The organism is Candidatus Kaelpia aquatica (assembly GCA_030765335.1).
Classification (GTDB): Bacteria; Omnitrophota; Gorgyraeia; order Kaelpiales; family Kaelpiaceae; genus Kaelpia; species Kaelpia aquatica.
This window is the reverse complement of the sequence record JAVCCU010000004.1, coordinates 1-18961: the sequence shown is the minus strand read 5'-3', so window position 1 is coordinate 18961 and position 18961 is coordinate 1. Positions and strand designations below refer to the sequence as shown.

The window sequence follows — 18961 nt, the reverse complement described above, 5'->3', positions numbered from 1 at the left end:
ATCAAGTAGTATAGTAGGGCAAGAATTGGCTGGTGTTGTAGTAGGAGACCCTATAGGAGTTGAAACAGCGACAGTTGTTTATTCTACGGGCGGAGCGATGGAATGGCAATCAAGTAGTATAGTAGGGCAAGAATTGGCTGGTGTTGTAGTAGGAGACCCTATAGGAGTTGAAACAGCGACAGTTGTTTATTCTACGGGCGGAGCGATGGAATTGCAATCAAGTGGTATAGTAGGGCAAGAATTGGCTACTGTTGCAGCAGGAGACCCAGAACTTCCGGGTGCTCAACCAACAGCAGAGATTCAGGTAGGTTTATCAAATATACTCCCAAAGACAACAAGCCCTGCTGTTGTAGCAGCTATGGAAAAGGAGTTTAATGCAATGGGAGTAACCGTAACTCCTGCAGAAGGTGATATGGTAGCAGTTACTCTTAATAATGGTGTCGATAGAGCTACACATGCCGATGAGGCAGCTTCCTATGTTTTAGGTTCCCCTCCTGCAACTTATGCTAACTTAACTTCGCAAATGGATGGAGATAATACAAATACATATATTATGACTAAGAATGAATTAGCTGCAATAGGTATAACTATGCTATATAAGGATGTTGACGGAAATCCTGAATTAGGACAGGGATTACTTGATTTAGCACAAGTAATCAATAATGACTACGAGCGGAAGTTTAGGAAAATATTACCCGCATTAATAGATGCTGTAAGAGATCAAAAAAAACTCTCTATTAAAGTGCTGGCAAATCAGTATGGAGTATCTATAGAGGTGGTAAAGCAAATAGACGAAATAATTAACAGTAACTCTGAACTATTAAATTCTGAAATTCAAGTCACAGCAGAGAATATTAAAGGCCCGATAGGTAACTACGCGATACGCAGGGGAGAAGGGTTTGTAACTTTAGCGGGTAATGGCAACCTGCACTTAATTGAGATTAAATCTTTCATAGTAGCAGGAGAAGATGCTATCGATAAATTAGTGCAGAAGACTGGAGTTTCAAAAAATATACTTAATCAATTACAGAGATATATACTGAATAATAAAAATATTGATGGCACTTTTGTCCTACCAATCATCATAGTGGGAGAAGAAAAAAAACTCTTGGTCTGTTCTATAGATACTATAGTATACATCAATTCAACCAACCCTACTGAGATTGCAAAAGAGGTTATAAAAAGAGTTCTCATTAAGCGTCCCGATGCATCAAGCGCAGTGGTAAACAGAATATTCTTATTCATGGTCGTAGTAGGTTTAATATGCATAGGATTTGGAATAACATTAGCAGTTTATATAGCCAAAGCACAGATTAAGAGATCAGAATATTTCTCTCCCACATTGGGAGCAGAAAAATCCTTCCAACACAACTACGCAGCTAGCTGGAAAACGAGGTAGAGGTTTTAAAATAATTCCCTTGTCTTTTCATTGCCTTCATTAATATAATATATGAAATTATAAACAAGGAGGTTGTAGATGAAAGGAATCTTGTTAGGTATTATATTAGCAATATCTTTGCCGGCCTATGCCGGGTGGAACGCAAAAAGCTCATCAGATAGAGTAGAGGAGACTGAACTAACGGTCAAAAAATTCAAAGAGTCTGATCCTGCAATGGATAGATTTTTTGATAAAGCATACGGTTATGCTGTATTTCCTACTGTTGGTAAAGGTGGCATAGGAATAGGGGCAGCTTATGGTAAAGGCATAGTCTATGAGCAAGGGGAAATAGTAGGCTCTACAACATTAAAGCAGCTAAGCATAGGCTTCCAACTTGGAGGCCAGGCGTATAGTGAGATAATATTCTTTAAAAGCAAGCGTGACCTTGAAAATTTCAAAAGCGGTAACTTCGAACTTGGCGCAACAGCATCTGCGGTTGCTGTAACAGTCGGAGCATCAGCCGACGCAGATTACAGTGATGGTGTCGCTATATTTACCCTTCCAAAAGGTGGATTAATGTATGAGGCAACGGTTGCAGGGCAGAAGTTCACTTATACAGAAGAGTAAAACCTGAAGTCAATAGACCGATTCCTACCCCCTTTAAGATTAAATATCATTGTTTTTACTCCAATAGCACATCATTTGCCAGAAGAACAAGGGATGTAGAATTTAATAGTTTAATATCTGATCTGGGTAAAGGAGAGGAGATAAGAAAACAGCATCCAGAATTTTTTGACGCCCATTACAGGGAAAATGTTATAGCCAATATAAGATATTTAGAAAATGAACTTGATATACCTTTGGATACAATAACTAAGATGCTTATTGAGTGTAGATCTAAATTCTTTACGTTTTCACTCGCAACAAATAAAGCTAAAGTTGATTTTTTAGTCTCCACCCTTGATGTAACGATAGAAGAGATAGGTGAATTTATAGTGGATCTAGCATTGCCAGTAGAAGGTACTCTTGCTTTTAACAATGGATATTATGGCCGTGTAATATTATTTGACAGCAGCGTAAAGAGTTTAACAGTTAAGACAGATCTATTGAAAGATATTCTTGGTGTAGATACTAGAGGTGATGACATGCTCGTAGAACTAAAACCAATTATAAGTTTAAACTCTGGCCTATGCTCCTTTATAGCAAAAGAACTCTACGATGAGTTAGATGAATTAGAGGGCTGCGGTGAACAGATAGCTAAAGCCTATTCTGAGATTAATCGCATAATTAAAGCAAGGTATGACTATACTGCCTATCAAATGCTGAGCACAGAGAGTGTAGAGATAATTGCTGGGATTCTAGAAGAATATAAATTGTAAAATCATTAAGTATTATAATTAATTTCTTGTTTATAGTCACAACTGATTAAGTTAAATACCTTGCTTAAGCATTGTCTCAGACTTCGGCAGCTTACCTATCTTTATCTTTTTGACAAGAAAAGGCATTATAAAAAGAGCTGTTAGGGAGGCAAAGATTGAGCCTACGAGAATTGCAAGCCCAAAACGCTGCGTAGGAGGGAAGCTTGAGAAAGAGAATATTCCAAAACCAATTGAGATAACAAACATAGCCGTTAATATAGGCTGCCAGAGATGGTCTTTGACCTTATCCCAATCTTTAAGTCGCTGAAAAGCTTTTATCATATGTATCATTGCATCTATCCCTATGGCTATTGCGATATTTGAAGCTGGAGCAGATATTATATCCAAAGGAATCCTATAAAGCCCGATAAGACCTAATATTGATATAGGAAGAATGGCAACGCTCAGGGTGAGAGCGAGGGTTATCCTAAAAGAACGTGATATCATAAGGCCTATTACCGCAAATAAGAGTACTAGCTTGCCCAGCCCGTTAACAAGACTAACTGCAACAAGTTTGGCCAGATGGCCTTGGAGACTGTATATCCCACCTATAATCTCGGGAGCAAAGCCTTGAGCATAGACAAGCTCTTTTATCTCATCTATTATTTCCAATCTTGACCGAACCCTGTAGGACTCGGTCATTCGAAGCATGAAGAGGCCATACTTGCCGTCAGAGGATATAAAGCTCTTTGCAACTGCATCGTACTCAGGTTTCTTGAGAACGCTAATCAAGGCGTCCATAGATATCACAGAGACAAGAAAACCCAAAGGAGTCTTGCGTGCCTGAGCAAGCAAGACCGGAAGAGATAAGACTGAACCAACCGAGCGGTGCTGTTCTAAAACTTCCTGTAACCTCCAAAGGTCTTTAAATGTTTTCTGAGAGACTATTTTTTCATCTGATTGAGATTTAACGACAATTATAAGCGGAGAGCTGCCTCCATTGCGGTCTATATAACCCAGGCCATTTCTTATCTCACTCCCTTTTGCAAAATAAGAGAGGAGGCTAGGGTCAGAATCGATAGAGAAGAGTCCAGGTATAACCATTATAGATATAGCAACGATAATAGTTATAATATAGCTCCTCTTTCTATTTAAAAAACCATAGATATTGCCTTGAATAACCTCAATCTTGGGTTTGCTCTGAGCTATCTTTTTCTGTTTCTCAACGCTGGACGCTTTTAAGAAGGCAGGATAGATAGTATAGGCTGCAACTATTGCCATCAAAGTTCCTATTGCACCTGATGCCCCTAGATCTCTTAAGGGTTTTGCCTGGACAAATATAAGGCTTATAAAACCGAGCAATGTTGTAAACATGCCCCAGAAAGAAGGCGGAAATGTTAGTATCAAAGCTTCGATTACTGGAGTAAATGAGGGCAGAGAGCTATCATCTTGTTTTTTCTTAAAGAGCAATTTAAAAGGAAAACCCCAGAGTTTTGGACGAGGAATCAGAGGGGTTGGTGCATAACAGGCACTCTTCCAGCTATAGGTTAGGAATATAATGTGTGATAAGGTAAGAATACATATTATTGTACCCAGATTAGCTGTAAGTATTCCAATAGGGATTCCTAGGAAGTCTGTAAGCATAAACGTCCAGATGCAGGCATTGAGGCAAGTTATAAGAGTACCGAAGAAAGCTCCTTTTGAACGAAATAGGGTAAATATAATTAATCCAAATATCAGTATGGCTATAACAGAGAATACTTTTATATCTCTAAGTAAGCTTCGCCTTATAAGTTCAACTATATAGGGCATACCTGAGACACGGAGCTTGAAATCCTGACTCTCAAACTGATAGACCATATCTTCAATAAATGGGACCATTAGGTCAGAGACAGCTTCATCTAGAAGCACGATGAGGTTTGTGGACTTCATATCGTCTGACAAAATCATACGTTTCCACATCGGGCTCTTGAGGGCATCTTCGAAATCATTGGGTCCATGCGTTAAGCTGCTTACCCCTGAGACACCATCTAAGCCCAGTAAAGATTCGCTTAAATCGTATACTTTCTCCCGATAAAGAAGAGAGCCTATATCTCCAGTTGCGCTTATGACAATCATGCCGTCATTCCTTACGAAAAGCTTAGATATCTTTTTCTCATACTGAAACTGAGGATCTTCACTGGAGAAAAAGAAATCATCTGTTACCTCGGGGGTTAAATTAACGAAGTTGATCAATACAACAAGGCCAAGGAATGTTACGGCAACTGCCACCCAGACTTGAGGATTAAATAATCTAATTATATTTTTAATTTTAAAAGAGAACTTTGCTACCATAATAGTTGATTATATATAAATAAAAAGGTTTTTACCAATTGTTTTTATTCTAGCCTTTAAATTGACAGTAACCATTAGAAGATGTTAAAATGCTTTTGTAATGTGCAATCTCAAGGAGATCCCAAGTGTCGAAATCAACTAGAGTCATTTCTATTCTCCTAATGTTATTCTCTTCTTTAATGGTAACTAGCGGTCTAATAATTGTAGAAATAATTCCTCTGTCAGGAAATATAAGCAGGCTATATCTAGACCATCTATCCGATTTCTTTTTAATGACAAGCTCACATTCTATACTCTATGGTTCGGCAGTATTTATCGGCTCAGTCTTAATTTTTTCAGCAATAAACTTAGGTCGCCATATTATTATAGGAACAGCTATCTTTCATCTTTTATTCAAAATCATCATGATTATCCCTGTGATAATTGCTAAATACCCACTAGGGACTATTTTCAATAAAGCTGTATCTCTTGAGACTATGCTTATAGTCTTCATTATCTGGTATCTGTTGAAACCCAGCGTTAGACAATGGTTTATACAGGAGGAGATCGCAAGGAGTTCAGATGTGATAGATATCCTTATTGAGGAATCGAGAAAAATAAATCCTAAAATAATATTTTATGGGGTTATATTTCTTTTTTTCGGGTTATCGTATCTAATTTCTCTTAAAGTCACTCCTTCTAAAGTCTTGGCGATAATAATAAGTGTAATTCCGCAGTCTTTTATACCGATACCGAAGATTCAGCCCTACTTGCTAGACGGCATCTTGCTATCTCTTCTAGGTATACTGATATTATTACGCAGGCTCTGGCATCTTGCAATTTTGATAATGATATTCTTTGTATATAACGCAGCTACCTTACTGGGGCTTGGTTTAGCTATGATACTACGCTCTAAGAGCTTCGACATTGCAAGAGACGCAGTCTTCATTATGCCATTTATAATAACCATGGTCTCTCTTGAGTTTTTAACATCTATTCATTCAAGGATACAGTTTAAAAGATATAAATACAAAAAAACTAAAGAAGCACCCTCTCAATAGATCCTCCAAAATATAACCTCATAGGAAAAAGTTATTCCACGTGTTAATCTCATGCCATAGAGAGCCTTTCTTAAAGATGATTAAACAAGATACTTTTCTCTTTAAAAAATAATTAATAATTTAAACTTGCCTATTTCTTAGTTAAAGATATAAAATATTTTATGCAACGCAGAAGCCGTATCAAAGATATAGTTTAATAGTAAGACAACCCTTGGGGTTGTTTATTATGAGTGTAAAAAGATATCATCTTATATCTGCTCAAATAGCCCTTATTTTAGCTCTCGTCAACACCTTGCTTCTGACTATACTAAATAGCCCTTCTTATCTAAAATCAGAGCTGGGTAAGCCTAAAAACCCTCTTATCCTACTTCTTGTACCCACGTTAGGTCTTATATTCGTCTTAATTCTCACAATAAGCTGGATAAAGCGACATTACTATAGGAACTTTGAAACTAAATCTGACTTTAAAAAATACGGCACTATAAGAGGATTCCTGCTACCGATTACAATACTCTTGGGGTGGAGCGTTGCTGCTCATTCAGCTTCCATATTCTACGTCTTAAACAATATTTCTGTTCCGGGGATCTGGGCCATTACAATAGAATGGAGTAAGTTCTATCTTTATCTTCTGCCAATCGTTGTTTTTTCTCCTTTATTGGTTATCTTTATTGTAATCGGAGCATTGATTGAAAAAAGAATATATCATAAAAAATGGAGTAAGAAAAATGACTAAAGAGAATAGAATTGAAATTTTTAAGATTAAAAACAGGCGTGGTTATGCTGCTATATGTAATAACTATTTGACGGAAGGCCTAACGCGCATCCAGGCACTTGAGAGGATGCATAAAGCTCTTAAGAGAAAAGGGAGATAAAGTTAAATGAAGATCAGATTATTAACGGTTCTATCCTTCGTAGTCCTGCTCTGTTTTTTTGCCAAAGCAGACGAATACGACCATGTCTATACAGACGGTTATCTTAACGGTATAACATTCGATTATGAAACAGATGATTGAGAAGGAGATGAGTGGTCTTACGAAAACGATGTCTACATGCTTAGATTAATAGACGGACTTTTCTGGACAAACTACGATACTATGGACAGACTATATCCGGAAGCTTATTATCCAAACAGAGAAGACATAGCAGATAAAGTAAGGCAGTATTATAAGAATAATCCTTCGCGAAAAGATAGGCCGATAGTAGACTCGCTACTCAATGGCTGCAACTAAACAAAGAGGCTGTTTATAATACTGACAGCCATCTTATTAAGATCTACTTGTTAAAATTTTAGTACGTGCTATTATATTTTCTAGGCAGCAGACCGTTTTAATAAGTAGAAAAGGAGAGTTTCATGAAAGGAGAGCTGGTAACGTTAAAGACAAGCGAAGGAGATGTTAAAGTTCAGCTTATGAGCGATATTGCACCTAAGGCATCTGAGAACTTCTTGGGTCTTGCAAAAAAAGGGTACTATAATGGGGTTATATTCCACAGGATTATAAAAGGCTTCATGGTTCAGGGCGGTGATCCTACAGGAACAGGTAGTGGCGGAGAATCTATTTGGAGTGAACCTTTTGAAGACGAAGTAACCGAGGAAGTAGTATTCAACAAGCCTGGCTTAGTTGCAATGGCAAACTCCGGACCTAATACCAACGGTAGTCAGTTCTTTATAACAACAGCCTCAACTCCTTGGCTTAACATGAACCATACTATCTTTGGCGAGGTTGTTGAAGGTTATGACGTGGTTCAAAAATTAGAAGAATCAGCTACTGACAATCAAGATAGACCTATAGAAGAGAAAAAGATCTTAGAGACTGAATAATAAAACAATACGGGGAGAGGCTTGAAAAAAACCTATATTGTCTTAACCCTAGCTATTTTGTTTAACATGTCATCTCTCACCTCAGGGGAAACCCAAAAAAGGAAAGAGATAATAGGGGGGATGTGTGAATACAGGCTGTACTCCGGTAAGATTAGAGTCTTAGATATCAAAAAGACTGAACGCTCAAGGTTGCAAGCCAGGATGTACGGCGGGCCAGAATATGAAGGTTATGAGATAAGCTACAATTTTATCTCTAACGAGGCAATAGAAGAGAGGTTTGCAGAAGAGCGGATAGATGAAGAGCAGATTTTCAGATTCTTCAATTCTTGGTTTCCATCGAGAAAATACATAATAACACACGATATAGAGGTAGGAAGAGTCTACCCTGCAGAGATGATGGTAATACAGAAAGGCACCTGTACTCCGATTCTCATTGAAGTAGCAGGCTGGGAAAGAAATATAAGCTACTAAAACCGCTAAGATATATAGGCATATGCTTATAGGTTTCTGCTCTCAGATTGAAAATAATGGTCAACAATGCTATAATCCAAAAAACAATAAAATAAAAAGGGGAGTTAATATGGCTAAGTTTTCTTTTGATGTTGTATCTGAGGTTGACCTTCAAGAAGCAGATAACGCAACAAATCAAGCCAAAAAAGAGTTATCTAGGCGCTATGATTTTAAAAACAGTAAATCCTCTATCGAATTTGACCGCAAAGAGAAAAAAATAACCTTAACAGCAGATGATGACTATAAACTGCGTGCTCTTAAAGATATTCTCTCAACAGGTATGACTAGCAGGCGGATATCTATAAAGTCTCTCAAATTTAACGAGCCTGAGAAGGCATCTGGAATGAGTCTGCGTCAAACAATAGATATCTGTACTGGTATAGAAAAAGAGAAAGCAAAAGAGCTTGTTGCCGGAATAAAGAAGCTGAAATTAAAAGTACAGACTCAGATAGAAGGAGAGAAGATAAGAGTCAGTTCTCCTAAGAAAGATGACTTGCAGGCTGTTATTGAGCACCTTAAGAGCTTAGATTTCTCTCTGCCTCTTAGTTTCTGCAATTATCATTGAGATAATAATTGTATTGTCGAGTAAAATCATCAGCTCGGTAGATTCAAAATATTGAAGAGATTGAAAACACAGTTTGGTATTTAAATAGCTGGGCGATTTTTGACATCTGCATATTCATAGAGATATTGTTGCTATGAGATAAAAAATATATTATTATTAAAGTAGGTTAGCAATTAGTTAAAAGAACATAAAGGCTTTAAAGGTAAAGGCAAAAAGGTAAATAATCAATAGGGGGTAAGAATGAAGAACTCAATTAGCGCAGCGCTTCTGGTATGTTTAACATTTAGTATCCTTATTGCAGGTTGTTCAAAACAGTGTAGCGCTGCATCAGGATTAGAAGCAATAGATACAGCAAAGACATTAGGAACAACACAGGAAAAGATCAGCTATTTAGCTACGGCAGCAAAGGCGCTATATGAATCTGAGAAGTTTCAGGATGTTGTAAACATATCTCAATATATATTAACTTACCTAGATAGTGATTCTCAGATAGCAAGAGACCTGCTTGATAAAGCTCAGGCTAAACTGGCTGAGATGGTTCAAGAAGGCGTATCCGGCCTTAGCAATAAACTAACCGGATTCGGGAAATAACAGGCCATATAAAACCTGGTCTCAGGAAAATGTTCAATGCTGCAAGCTTAAATCCCGGAGTAATCCATTTATCTCTAATGTAGTAGCGTTTACTATCTTTTGCTTGGTATTTCACACTCTAAGTAGTATAATCACGGTAAGGTTGCCAAGATAGCCTTAAAATATAATTTTAAATGTTCAGTCTCCTATTAAGAATAGTATTAATTTATTTCTTTTTTCGTTTCACCTTTAAGGTTGTTTATTTTTTTATCAACCTTAATAGAGCTAGATCTGGGATTCATCAAAAAAAGAGAGATGCCAGATTCAACGATAAGAATATAGTAGACGTCGAATCTAAAGAGCTGGAATAGAAGGAAGGGTGAAAGCATGAATATACTAATTAGAAACCTGTCACGAGATACAAACGAAGTAGAGCTTAAGAGGTTATTTGAACCATTTGGTAAGATAGCATCTCTCAATATAGTAGTCGACGGAGCAACAGGAGAGTCCAAGGGCTTTGGATTCGCAGATATGCCTAACAAAGAAGATGCAGTTGCAGCTATAAAACAGCTAAACGGTACAGTTCTTAAAGGTGAGAAGATAAGAGTTAAGGTAACTAAGAGATCCAGTACAGCTACTAAAGATAAGATGGCAAGGCGCTATAAAAACTATAAGTCAAATAGCAGCTCAAAGGGTTTAAGGCAGATAAAGAGACCCAAGTAGTATCTCTTCCTATGAAGTCCAATGAAAAAATAGCACTACAGACAGATACTCAGATTCCATCTGATTTTGATTACAATAGAGAGTTTAAAAAAGCTTTTGGCATGATGGAGAATGGCAATAATAATATTTTTATAACAGGTAAAGCCGGCACTGGTAAATCCACTTTGCTGGAATATTTTAGATTAAATACCGCTAAGAAAATAGTTATATTAGCTCCCACAGGGGTATCGGCTATTAAAATCAGGGGTCAGACAATACACTCTTTCTTCAGGTTTCCACCACGGCTAATCCAAAAACAGCATATTAAAAGGCTGCGCAACAAGAATCTAATAAAGAGCATAGATGCAATATTAATAGATGAGGCATCGATGCTACGAGCCGACTTATTAGATGCTATTGACTACTCCTTAAGATTAAATAGAGCCAATAATATGCCTTTTGGCGGTGTTCAGCTGATAATCTTTGGAGACCTCTTTCAGCTGCCGCCAGTAGTTGAATCTGAGGCCAAAGATCTAATGGGCGATATTTACACAAGCCCATATTTTTTCAGCGCAAAAGTATTTAAAGAGATTGACTTAGAATATATCGAGCTTAAAAAAATCTACAGGCAGAAAGACGATAGCTTTATAGAGCTGCTCAATAAAATAAGAATAAAGAAGGCCTCTGAGGAAGATCTTGATTTTCTAAATAGCCGCTTAAATTATGATATAAAACATGATTCTACCGGAGTAGTAACCCTGACAACCACAAACAACCAAGCAAAAAATATCAACATCAAATATTTAAATGAAATTGATTCTGCAGAATATCAATATGATGCAGAGATAAGTTCTAAATTCAAGGAATCGTCTTACCCTGTAGAGGCTAAGTTAAGGCTAAAAAAAGGTGCCCAAGTAATGCTGGTCAGAAACGACTCTCTTAAGAGATGGGTCAATGGAACAATTGCCGAAATCGTAAACTTAACTCAGTCAGATATAAAAGTAGCTATAGATGGAGATATCTACAGTATTCCTAAAGTATCCTGGGAAAAGATAGAGTACAGCTACAACTCTTTAGACGACAAAATAGAAGAGGAGATTATAGGTTCATTTGAGCAATACCCAATCAAATTAGCCTGGGCTATAACGATTCATAAAAGCCAAGGCCAAACGTTTAACAATGTTATTATAGACATGGGTTTTGGCGCCTTTACACATGGACAAACCTACGTAGCGCTCAGCCGCTGCAGGACTTTAGAGGGGATACTGCTTAAGAGCCCGATAACTCACAGTGATATTATTTTTGATGATAGAGTCTATCAATTCCAAAAATCGTTTAAAAATGAACAAGGAGAGATAAAAGAAAATGTCAAATCAAAAACGAAGAAAAGACGTAAGAAACATAGCGATTATAGCACATGTTGACCACGGGAAGACTACCCTCGTAGATGCTCTTCTCAAATATACCGGTGCCTACGATTTTAAAGATGGTGAGGCTACCATAATGGACTCAAATCCTCTTGAGAAAGAGAGAGGCATTACTATTCTCTCTAAAAACGCTTCTCTGCAGTACAAGGGGGTCCAATTCAATATTGTTGATACACCTGGTCATGCTGATTTTGGCAGTGAGGTCGAACGTATTCTTAAAATGGTTGATGGCGTGCTTCTTCTTGTTGACGCCTTTGAGGGCCCCATGCCGCAGACTAAATTTGTTTTGAAGAAATCACTGGAGTTACATTTAAAACCAATACTTGTGGTAAATAAGCTTGATCGTCCTCATGCTCGTCCGGATGAAGTAGCAAGTATGACATTTGATCTTTTTTGCGAGCTGAATGCAACTGACGAACAGCTTGATTTTCCGATTGTTTACGCCTCAGGTAAGGATGGCTATGCAACTCTTGATCTTGATGAACCTAGAGACTCTATGAAGCCTCTTCTTGAGACTATCTTACATAGGGTGCTGCCGCCGATAGCTGACCCTGATCTGCCTTTTCAGATGCTGGTTACAATGCTTGATTATGACTCTTATGTTGGGCGAATTGCTATCGGGCGGGTTTCTCATGGATCTATCTCTGTCGGGGATCCTGTAGCACTTGTGAAACGTGATGGAACCATTGCTAAAGGCAAAGCGACTAAGATCATGAAATACCAAGGCTTAGTCCGTGTTGAGGACAATAGAGCTACGGCGGGAGATATTATACTGATCTCCGGAATAGATGATGTAGAAGTTGGAGAGACACTTGCATCTGCTGATAATCCAAAAGGATTGCCTGCCATTAAGATAGACGAGCCTACAATATCTATGAATTTTTCTCATAATACAAGCCCTCTCTCAGGTAAAGATGGCGGCAGATTTTTAACATCGCGACATATCCGAGAGCGCCTTGAGCATGAGACTATGATAAATGTTGGCATTAAAGTTGAAGAGGTTGTTGGAGCTGAGAGATTAAAAGTCTCAGGGCGTGGCGAGCTGCATCTTGAGATTTTAATTGAAACGATGCGCCGTGAAGGATATGAGATGGAAGTCTCGAGACCAGAGGTTATCTTAAAGAAGATGGGCGGTCAGACGCTTGAACCTGTTGAAGAGGTAATAATAGAGCTAGAGAATGCATACCAGGGTACTGTTATGCAAGCTATTGGATCCAGAAAAGCACAGATGCGCGACATAAAAACAACATCTTCTGGTACTCACCGTATGGAGTTTACTATCGCCTCAAGAGCCTTAATTGGCTTCAGGAGCGAGTTTTTAGTGATGACCCGAGGTAGTGGTATCATGTATCAGAATTTTCTTGAATATCAAACTTATAAAGGAGAGATGCCTAGTCGTCAGAGCGGCGTCCTTATCTCACATGACAATGGCAATGCAGTAGCATATGCGCTCTTTAACCTACAAGCACGCGGTGAAATATTTATTGACCCAGGAGATAAACTGTATGAAGGAATGATAATTGGAGTAAACAACAAAGGCACTGATCTTATTGTAAATGCCTTACGCGGGAAGAAACTAACCAATATGCGAGCTTCAGGTAAAGATGATGCAATTGCATTAATACCTCCGCGGCAGATGACCCTTGAGTTTGCTCTTGAGTTTATCGAGGACGATGAATTGGTTGAGATAACTCCCAAACATATAAGGCTTCGGAAATTGCATCTAACAGAAGTAGATCGCAAGCGGATAAGCCGTAAGGCGCAATCAAAATAAGGAACAACCGGGCTAAGATACAGGGGTACGATTTGGCTTTTTTGCTTGCATTATCAACCTCGCAAAAATAAAATAATTAAGATGGCAATAAAAATATTCATATGGAATAGTATTTTAGGAGTTATTTGGGATTTATTTACGAACATCCCAAAAGCAAATTTCTGCCAATTTAAAAGGTGGTTTCGGGTAAAGATACATACACGCTTTTTTAAAATCAATTAAGCTTATGGGCAATGCTATAGAAATAATACTACCCGTTTACAATGAGCAGGACATACTGGAAAGAAATGTCTTAAAGATAAAAGCATTTTTAGAAGAACATAAATTCGACTTTTTAATAACTATAATAGACAACGGATCCACTGATAAGACATTCGATGTTGCTAAAAATTTAGAGAAACGATTTTCTAGCATACTTACTTTTAAGTTAAATACAAAAGGAAGGGGTAGGGCATTAAGATTCCGGATAACCAATTCTATCTGGCCGGTTATAGGATATATGGATATAGATTTATCTGCAGACCTGCATTATTTTTTAGAGATGTATGGTCAGATTAAAGTGGGAAATGATATCGTTATTGGCTCCAGGCTGATTAATCCTTCCTTGGTAACCCGTTCATTTCTCAGAAGATTTTTATCAAAAGGTTATAATGCATTGGTCAGGGGTGTATTAAAACTGCCTTGTTTTGATTGCCAGTGCGGATTCAAAATATTTAGACGCGAAGCCGCTCTTTCTTTATTATACCTTGTCGAAAATAACAATTGGTTTTTTGATACAGAATTACTGTTTTATGCCTATAGGCGGCGATTAAAGATCAAAGAAATAGCTATAATATGGAATGAGAGAAAAAAGACGAAAGTAAAATTATTTAAAACTGTAATCGAAGATATCAAAGGTATTTTAAGATTGGCATTAAATGATAAATTGTAGAAAACTATTATTCCTGAATGTATTATTTATTTTAGCACTGGGCATCTTTATAAACTCAAGTAACCCTCTGTTTGTATTTATTAAATTTTTATATATTTTATTTTTGCCTGCTGGACTGCTACTTTGTTTTATCGGAAAAGAGGAGAAGACATTCTTAGCGTTTATCTTTAAAGCTTTTTCGGTTAACCTGATTTATCTTATTATTTTTACAGCGCTGATAAAATTTATCTGGCCCCCCTTAATACTTATCAAACTCTATTTGATAAGTATAATTTGTTCCGTAGCTTTTCTATTTTTCCTTCCGAGAATCCGCCTCAAGGTTATTCGTATATCAAAATCAGATATAAAAATAGTTATCGCAAGTACTCTTTTTCTGTGTTTGTTTATACTCCTGTTTAAGGGGCACTTATTTTCCAGATTGGAAGATATGGGGGCTGTGGTTTATAAAAACCATGGGCATCATTTTAAAGAAGATGAAATTCAACCGCACTCCTACACATTTGGAAGCGTCTGGAAGAAAAAAAATAAAATGTATTTTCTCGAGAATAGAAAAACAGGAAAGATTTATTTTCAAAGTCCGCAAGAGCAAGAAGGACTTACCTATATCACTCTGGCAATAAAAGGTAATGTTGGTAGTAGAGTTACTCTTAGATGGAATGGAGATCCTTTGGGCGATTTTGTTATTGTACCATTTCCGTACGGGGGGCCAACACTTTTTTTGGAAACTTATGTTAGATTTGCTAAACGTGGTGTTGTTTTCTTTAAGTACATACTAGAAAATACGGGTAAAATAAATGTTTTAGAAATCAACTCTATGCAGAGTGATGTTTATTGTGAAGTAAACAGTGAAGGAATACTTTTTTTTCCTGCTTCAAAATTCCTCTTTATGGATAAACTATCTGATTTAATGGAGATTTATACTTTTAGCAATGAGTATTTAGAAAGTAATCGAACTATGGCAGCACAGCCTTTTTTGCATTATTACATAGGAAGCATCGGATTTCTTTTTTTTGGAATGTCTTATAAGACATTGGTATTTATGTTCTTAGGTGAGTTATTTCTTATCTTTTCAGCAATACAGTTGTTGATAAAGCAGGAAAAGGTATCATTTTTTATAGGTCTTTTTTGTTTGACGCTCCTTTTCTTATATCTTAAAGATTATGTCTATGCATCGAATTTTATCTTGTTAGATCCTATATATGTTTTAAATTTTCTTTTATTTACATATTTTTTATTAAAAAAAGATTTCCTTTGGTGCGGGGTTTACCTGTTTTTAATGTCATTAGTAAGGTTTCCCGGATATTTCCTAGGGGCAGGATATTTATTTCTCTATTCAGTATTTTTTATAAAACGCAATATTGAACAAAGAAAAATTGTAAACAGAATCTTTGCCTATACCTTTGTCGGAGTGGTTTTCTTCAACGTTATTTATCCATCTATATTAAATGGATCTTTAAACTGGTTTAATGTTTTGTATTTTGAGAATATCGGGGAAGAGCACTATAGTAAAAATTATATATTTTCATTTAGTAATTTTTTTGACTTCTTTAAAAATATTTTTTACTATACGTTTTTTATGCCATTTTTAATATTATTTCGGAAGAATAAACTCGCATCTTTCTTAATTTTAAGCATAATTCCCTACAGCTTAATCTTAGCAACAGTTGAACACGCTCAGATTCACCATATGTTTCCGATAGTATGTATCTGGTTAATCGGGGGAATGAGAACCTTAAATTCCGCGAAAAAAAGAAATGAAAGTATTGCTAATTAACCCGTTTATAAAGGGAAGAATAGTATATGGATGTCTGGCGCCATTCTCTCCATCTTTACCTCCGCTGGGACTCTGCTATTTAGCCTCTTTTTTAGAGAAAAATGGATACTCTGTAAAAATTTTGGATTTAAATATTTTAAGTAACATCAATATTATTAATTCTATCAATTTATTCGATCCAGATATCGTCGGTGTTACATCAACAACCGCGGCCTTTAATTCTGCAAAAAAACTTTTACAGACTATAAAATCAAGCTTTCCAGGCAAAATCACTGTATTGGGCGGACCTCACATAAGTGTTCTACCCTCGGAAACTATGGCTGAGTGTCCGGATATAGATATCGGTGTCATTGGTGAGGGGGAGATTACGTTTTGTGAACTCTCTAATGCTATAAGCAATAAACATGACCTTGGTTTATGTAAAGGAATTATTTTTAGAAAAAATAACACTACGGTAAGGACGGATTCCATGCCACTAATTGATAATCTTGATACATTGCCATTACCGGCTCGGCATCTTTTAAGTAATTTTAATAAATATCATCACCATTTTTTAAGAGGAGGGAGAAAAACATCTTCTATAATTACAAGCAGAGGATGCCCTTATGCATGTACATTCTGTGATCAAACGGTTTTTGGCAGAAAGGTAAGAGGGCATAGCCCGGACTATATATGCGAAGAGATTAAAATGTTAAAAAGAGATTTCAATATAGATTTTATTTCCTTTGAAGATGATAGTTTCAATTACAGTAGTAAAAGATTAAGAATTATCTGCCAGGAAATAATAAAAGAAAACTTAAATATTTCCTGGGGATGCAGTATGCGAATAGATACTATCGACAAAGAAGATGTACAACTCATGAAAAGGGCAGGTTGCGATAGGATTTATATAGGAATAGAGACGCTGAATAATAGAATTCGTAAATTAATGAATAAACAGATGGAAGATAGTTTGTTAATGGAAAAGATAAAAATTGTTAGAAATTTCGATATAAAAATTAATGCATCATTTATGATAGGACTTCCGTCAGAGACAAAAAAGGAAATAGCAGAAACAATCGATAGGGCGATAAGATTACCTGTTGACGGAGAAATTTTCTGTTTGTATACACCTTACCCCGGAACCCAGTTACGAAAATTAGCTAAAGAGAATGGTGTGGTGAGCAGCGACTGGAATGCCTATTCTAATCATCTCAGCACCAATGCCTTTCATCCGAACAGTATAGACGTAAAGACATTAAATAAATTGCTTTTTTCAGCATATAAAAAATTTTACTTCAGTTTTAAGTTTCTCAGAAAAAATTATTATAACACGCATATTTTTAAGCAGTTAATAAAATATTTGTTTAGAAAAAACTTAAGAGCATATATTAACTTGCGGAAACGATAAAAACATAAAGACGACAAGATTCCCGAGATTTTTATCTATTCAAACAACATCTTTATGCAGCGGTTCTCATACACTCTGACCATATAAGGCTGCAAATTATTTTGAAAAAGCAGAAATATTTATCAATGCACAAATATGCTATGAAGAAATAGATAAACTATAGCTATATGTAAGCAGAGTAGAGATAGCAGGAAAGGGTGTAAAAAGTGTTTTTTGTAGAAATAGGGGATGGAGCCATGTATTCATAACTAATTGACGAAATAAAAAATCCTCATTCTTTAATGAGGGTATGACAGAATTCAAGGCTCGCTTTCTTTTTGTTGCAAAGAAACAACTTAAGATCATCTTATCAAGTCATTGATTATCAACAACCTGCATTCCAAAACATAGCAATTTCGGCACTCAATTTGCAATCTTCCTAACTATATGGCATATTTATAGCAAGGAATTGGATATAAAAGCATTATAAACAATGCCATACTTTAAAAGGATTATTTTATTTACGGTAGGATTTGCTCTGTTTTTTTCCTATCCTGCTCAGGTATGAAGAATCAATAGATGCTTCTGAAAAAACAGTAGCTCTAGATTAAAATTCTGCCCATGCTTTTTATAACCTTGGAAACTCTCAATTTTATACAGGTCAACATCATAAAGCAATAGAAGCTACAAAAAGAGCGATAGAGCTTAATCTTGGCACAGATACACATCGGGCATGGGTTAATTGTGCATGGAGTAAATACCAGTTAGGACGAGTTGAAGAAGCTATCGAAGACATTAAAAGAGCAATTGAAATAGAGCCTAGAGTGTATGATCATCTTCCACTTGAAATCCAAGAAAATCTACTGAAATGATAAAGATTAAAACTTTCTAAAAATTACTTCCTGCTGTTACCAAAATTTAAATTTTATCTTGACGTTACCTGCAGATAGCGTAAAATATAAGAACGTTTTAGGTGAGTCCTAATTCAAAGTGGGAAAAGGGGCGATAAAAATTGAGGCTATCTTAAAAAAAGGACGGGTGTGATTATGAAGAGAACATTATTTACCTTTGCAGTAGTTTTTTATGTGCTATCCCTGTTGGGGGTTAAAGCTCTAGCTTATGTGATCCCTTACCAGGATACCAGAGCAAAAGCATTTTATGTCTTTGGTTCCAAAGGCAACAGTTTAGCCGGTGCAGAAGACAACGTGATGGAGATTGTTATTGATGTACCGTCTAATGAACTATCAAGTGTAATTATAGAGGTATACGATCCCGATACAGGGAATTTCTTTGACTGGCGGGAACCTATCTATGAGGTGAATTTTAAACCCACTCTCAACGAATGGAACACTACTTGCAGGTTTGAATTTTACGGCAAGGATCTTCTTGATTCGGTTGAGCTTAACCTCT

General features: G+C 36.5%; 18 protein-coding genes and 1 pseudogene. 18 read left to right on the top strand and 1 reads right to left on the bottom strand.

Annotated features, from left to right (window positions below):
• From P9X27_00580 to P9X27_00570, 3 genes are all read left to right on the top strand, one after another.
• Positions 1 to 1399 (top strand): hypothetical protein (locus P9X27_00580; GenBank protein ID MDP8252885.1); only part of this gene is annotated, 1399 nt, incomplete at its 5' end.
• A gap of 78 nt (positions 1400 to 1477) precedes the next feature.
• The gene (locus P9X27_00575) at positions 1478 to 2005 is read left to right on the top strand and encodes a lipid-binding SYLF domain-containing protein (protein MDP8252884.1); all 528 of its coding nucleotides are present in this window, start codon (positions 1478 to 1480) and stop codon (positions 2003 to 2005) included.
• A gap of 233 nt (positions 2006 to 2238) precedes the next feature.
• Complete coding sequence (locus tag P9X27_00570) at positions 2239 to 2757, top strand: hypothetical protein (GenBank protein MDP8252883.1); 519 nt, start codon at positions 2239 to 2241, stop codon at positions 2755 to 2757.
• Between the two features lie 51 nt (positions 2758 to 2808).
• Here P9X27_00570 and P9X27_00565 read toward each other — a convergent pair whose 3' ends face one another.
• Positions 2809 to 5070, bottom strand: a complete 2262-nt coding sequence (locus P9X27_00565; GenBank protein ID MDP8252882.1) for an MMPL family transporter — start codon at positions 5068 to 5070, stop codon at positions 2809 to 2811.
• A gap of 125 nt (positions 5071 to 5195) precedes the next feature.
• Between P9X27_00565 and P9X27_00560 the strand changes: the two genes are divergently transcribed.
• From P9X27_00560 to P9X27_00490, 15 genes and pseudogenes are all read left to right on the top strand, one after another.
• Positions 5196 to 6110, top strand: coding sequence for a hypothetical protein (locus P9X27_00560; protein ID MDP8252881.1), 915 nt, complete (start codon positions 5196 to 5198; stop codon positions 6108 to 6110).
• A 226-nt stretch (positions 6111 to 6336) separates the two neighbouring features.
• Positions 6337 to 6843: a hypothetical protein gene (locus P9X27_00555; GenBank protein ID MDP8252880.1), complete on the top strand. Its 507-nt coding sequence runs from the start codon at positions 6337 to 6339 to the stop codon at positions 6841 to 6843.
• Positions 6836 to 6982, top strand: a complete 147-nt coding sequence (locus P9X27_00550) for a hypothetical protein (GenBank protein MDP8252879.1) — start codon at positions 6836 to 6838, stop codon at positions 6980 to 6982. The genes P9X27_00555 and P9X27_00550 overlap by 8 nt, the downstream gene beginning before the upstream one ends.
• A gap of 6 nt (positions 6983 to 6988) precedes the next feature.
• Positions 6989 to 7123 (top strand): hypothetical protein, encoded by a 135-nt coding sequence (locus P9X27_00545; protein MDP8252878.1) that lies wholly within the window; start codon positions 6989 to 6991, stop codon positions 7121 to 7123.
• Positions 7124 to 7461: 338 nt separating this feature from the next.
• A complete protein-coding gene (locus P9X27_00540; protein ID MDP8252877.1) occupies positions 7462 to 7929 on the top strand; it encodes a peptidylprolyl isomerase in 468 nt (155 codons plus the stop codon).
• 120 nt (positions 7930 to 8049) lie between these two features.
• Positions 8050 to 8400, top strand: a complete 351-nt coding sequence (locus tag P9X27_00535; GenBank protein ID MDP8252876.1) for a hypothetical protein — start codon at positions 8050 to 8052, stop codon at positions 8398 to 8400.
• Between the two features lie 109 nt (positions 8401 to 8509).
• Positions 8510 to 9004, top strand: a complete 495-nt coding sequence (locus P9X27_00530) for a YajQ family cyclic di-GMP-binding protein (GenBank protein ID MDP8252875.1) — start codon at positions 8510 to 8512, stop codon at positions 9002 to 9004.
• A 240-nt stretch (positions 9005 to 9244) separates the two neighbouring features.
• Positions 9245 to 9595, top strand: coding sequence for a hypothetical protein (locus P9X27_00525; GenBank protein ID MDP8252874.1), 351 nt, complete (start codon positions 9245 to 9247; stop codon positions 9593 to 9595).
• 366 nt (positions 9596 to 9961) lie between these two features.
• Positions 9962 to 10186, top strand: a pseudogene (locus P9X27_00520) (RNA-binding protein).
• 122 nt (positions 10187 to 10308) lie between these two features.
• Entirely contained in the window at positions 10309 to 11700 is a 1392-nt protein-coding gene (locus P9X27_00515) for an AAA family ATPase (GenBank protein MDP8252873.1), read from the top strand.
• Positions 11642 to 13477: a translational GTPase TypA gene (gene typA, locus P9X27_00510; protein ID MDP8252872.1), complete on the top strand. Its 1836-nt coding sequence runs from the start codon at positions 11642 to 11644 to the stop codon at positions 13475 to 13477. Before P9X27_00515 ends, typA begins: the two co-directional genes overlap by 59 nt.
• A gap of 226 nt (positions 13478 to 13703) precedes the next feature.
• A complete protein-coding gene (locus P9X27_00505) occupies positions 13704 to 14408 on the top strand; it encodes a glycosyltransferase (GenBank protein MDP8252871.1) in 705 nt (234 codons plus the stop codon).
• A 418-nt stretch (positions 14409 to 14826) separates the two neighbouring features.
• On the top strand, positions 14827 to 16182 hold the full coding sequence (locus P9X27_00500) for a hypothetical protein (GenBank protein ID MDP8252870.1): 1356 nt from the start codon (positions 14827 to 14829) through the stop codon (positions 16180 to 16182).
• Entirely contained in the window at positions 16163 to 17572 is a 1410-nt protein-coding gene (locus P9X27_00495) for a radical SAM protein (GenBank protein MDP8252869.1), read from the top strand. Before P9X27_00500 ends, P9X27_00495 begins: the two co-directional genes overlap by 20 nt.
• A 1025-nt stretch (positions 17573 to 18597) precedes the next feature.
• Positions 18598 to 18961 (top strand): hypothetical protein (locus tag P9X27_00490; protein MDP8252868.1); only part of this gene is annotated, 364 nt, incomplete at its 3' end.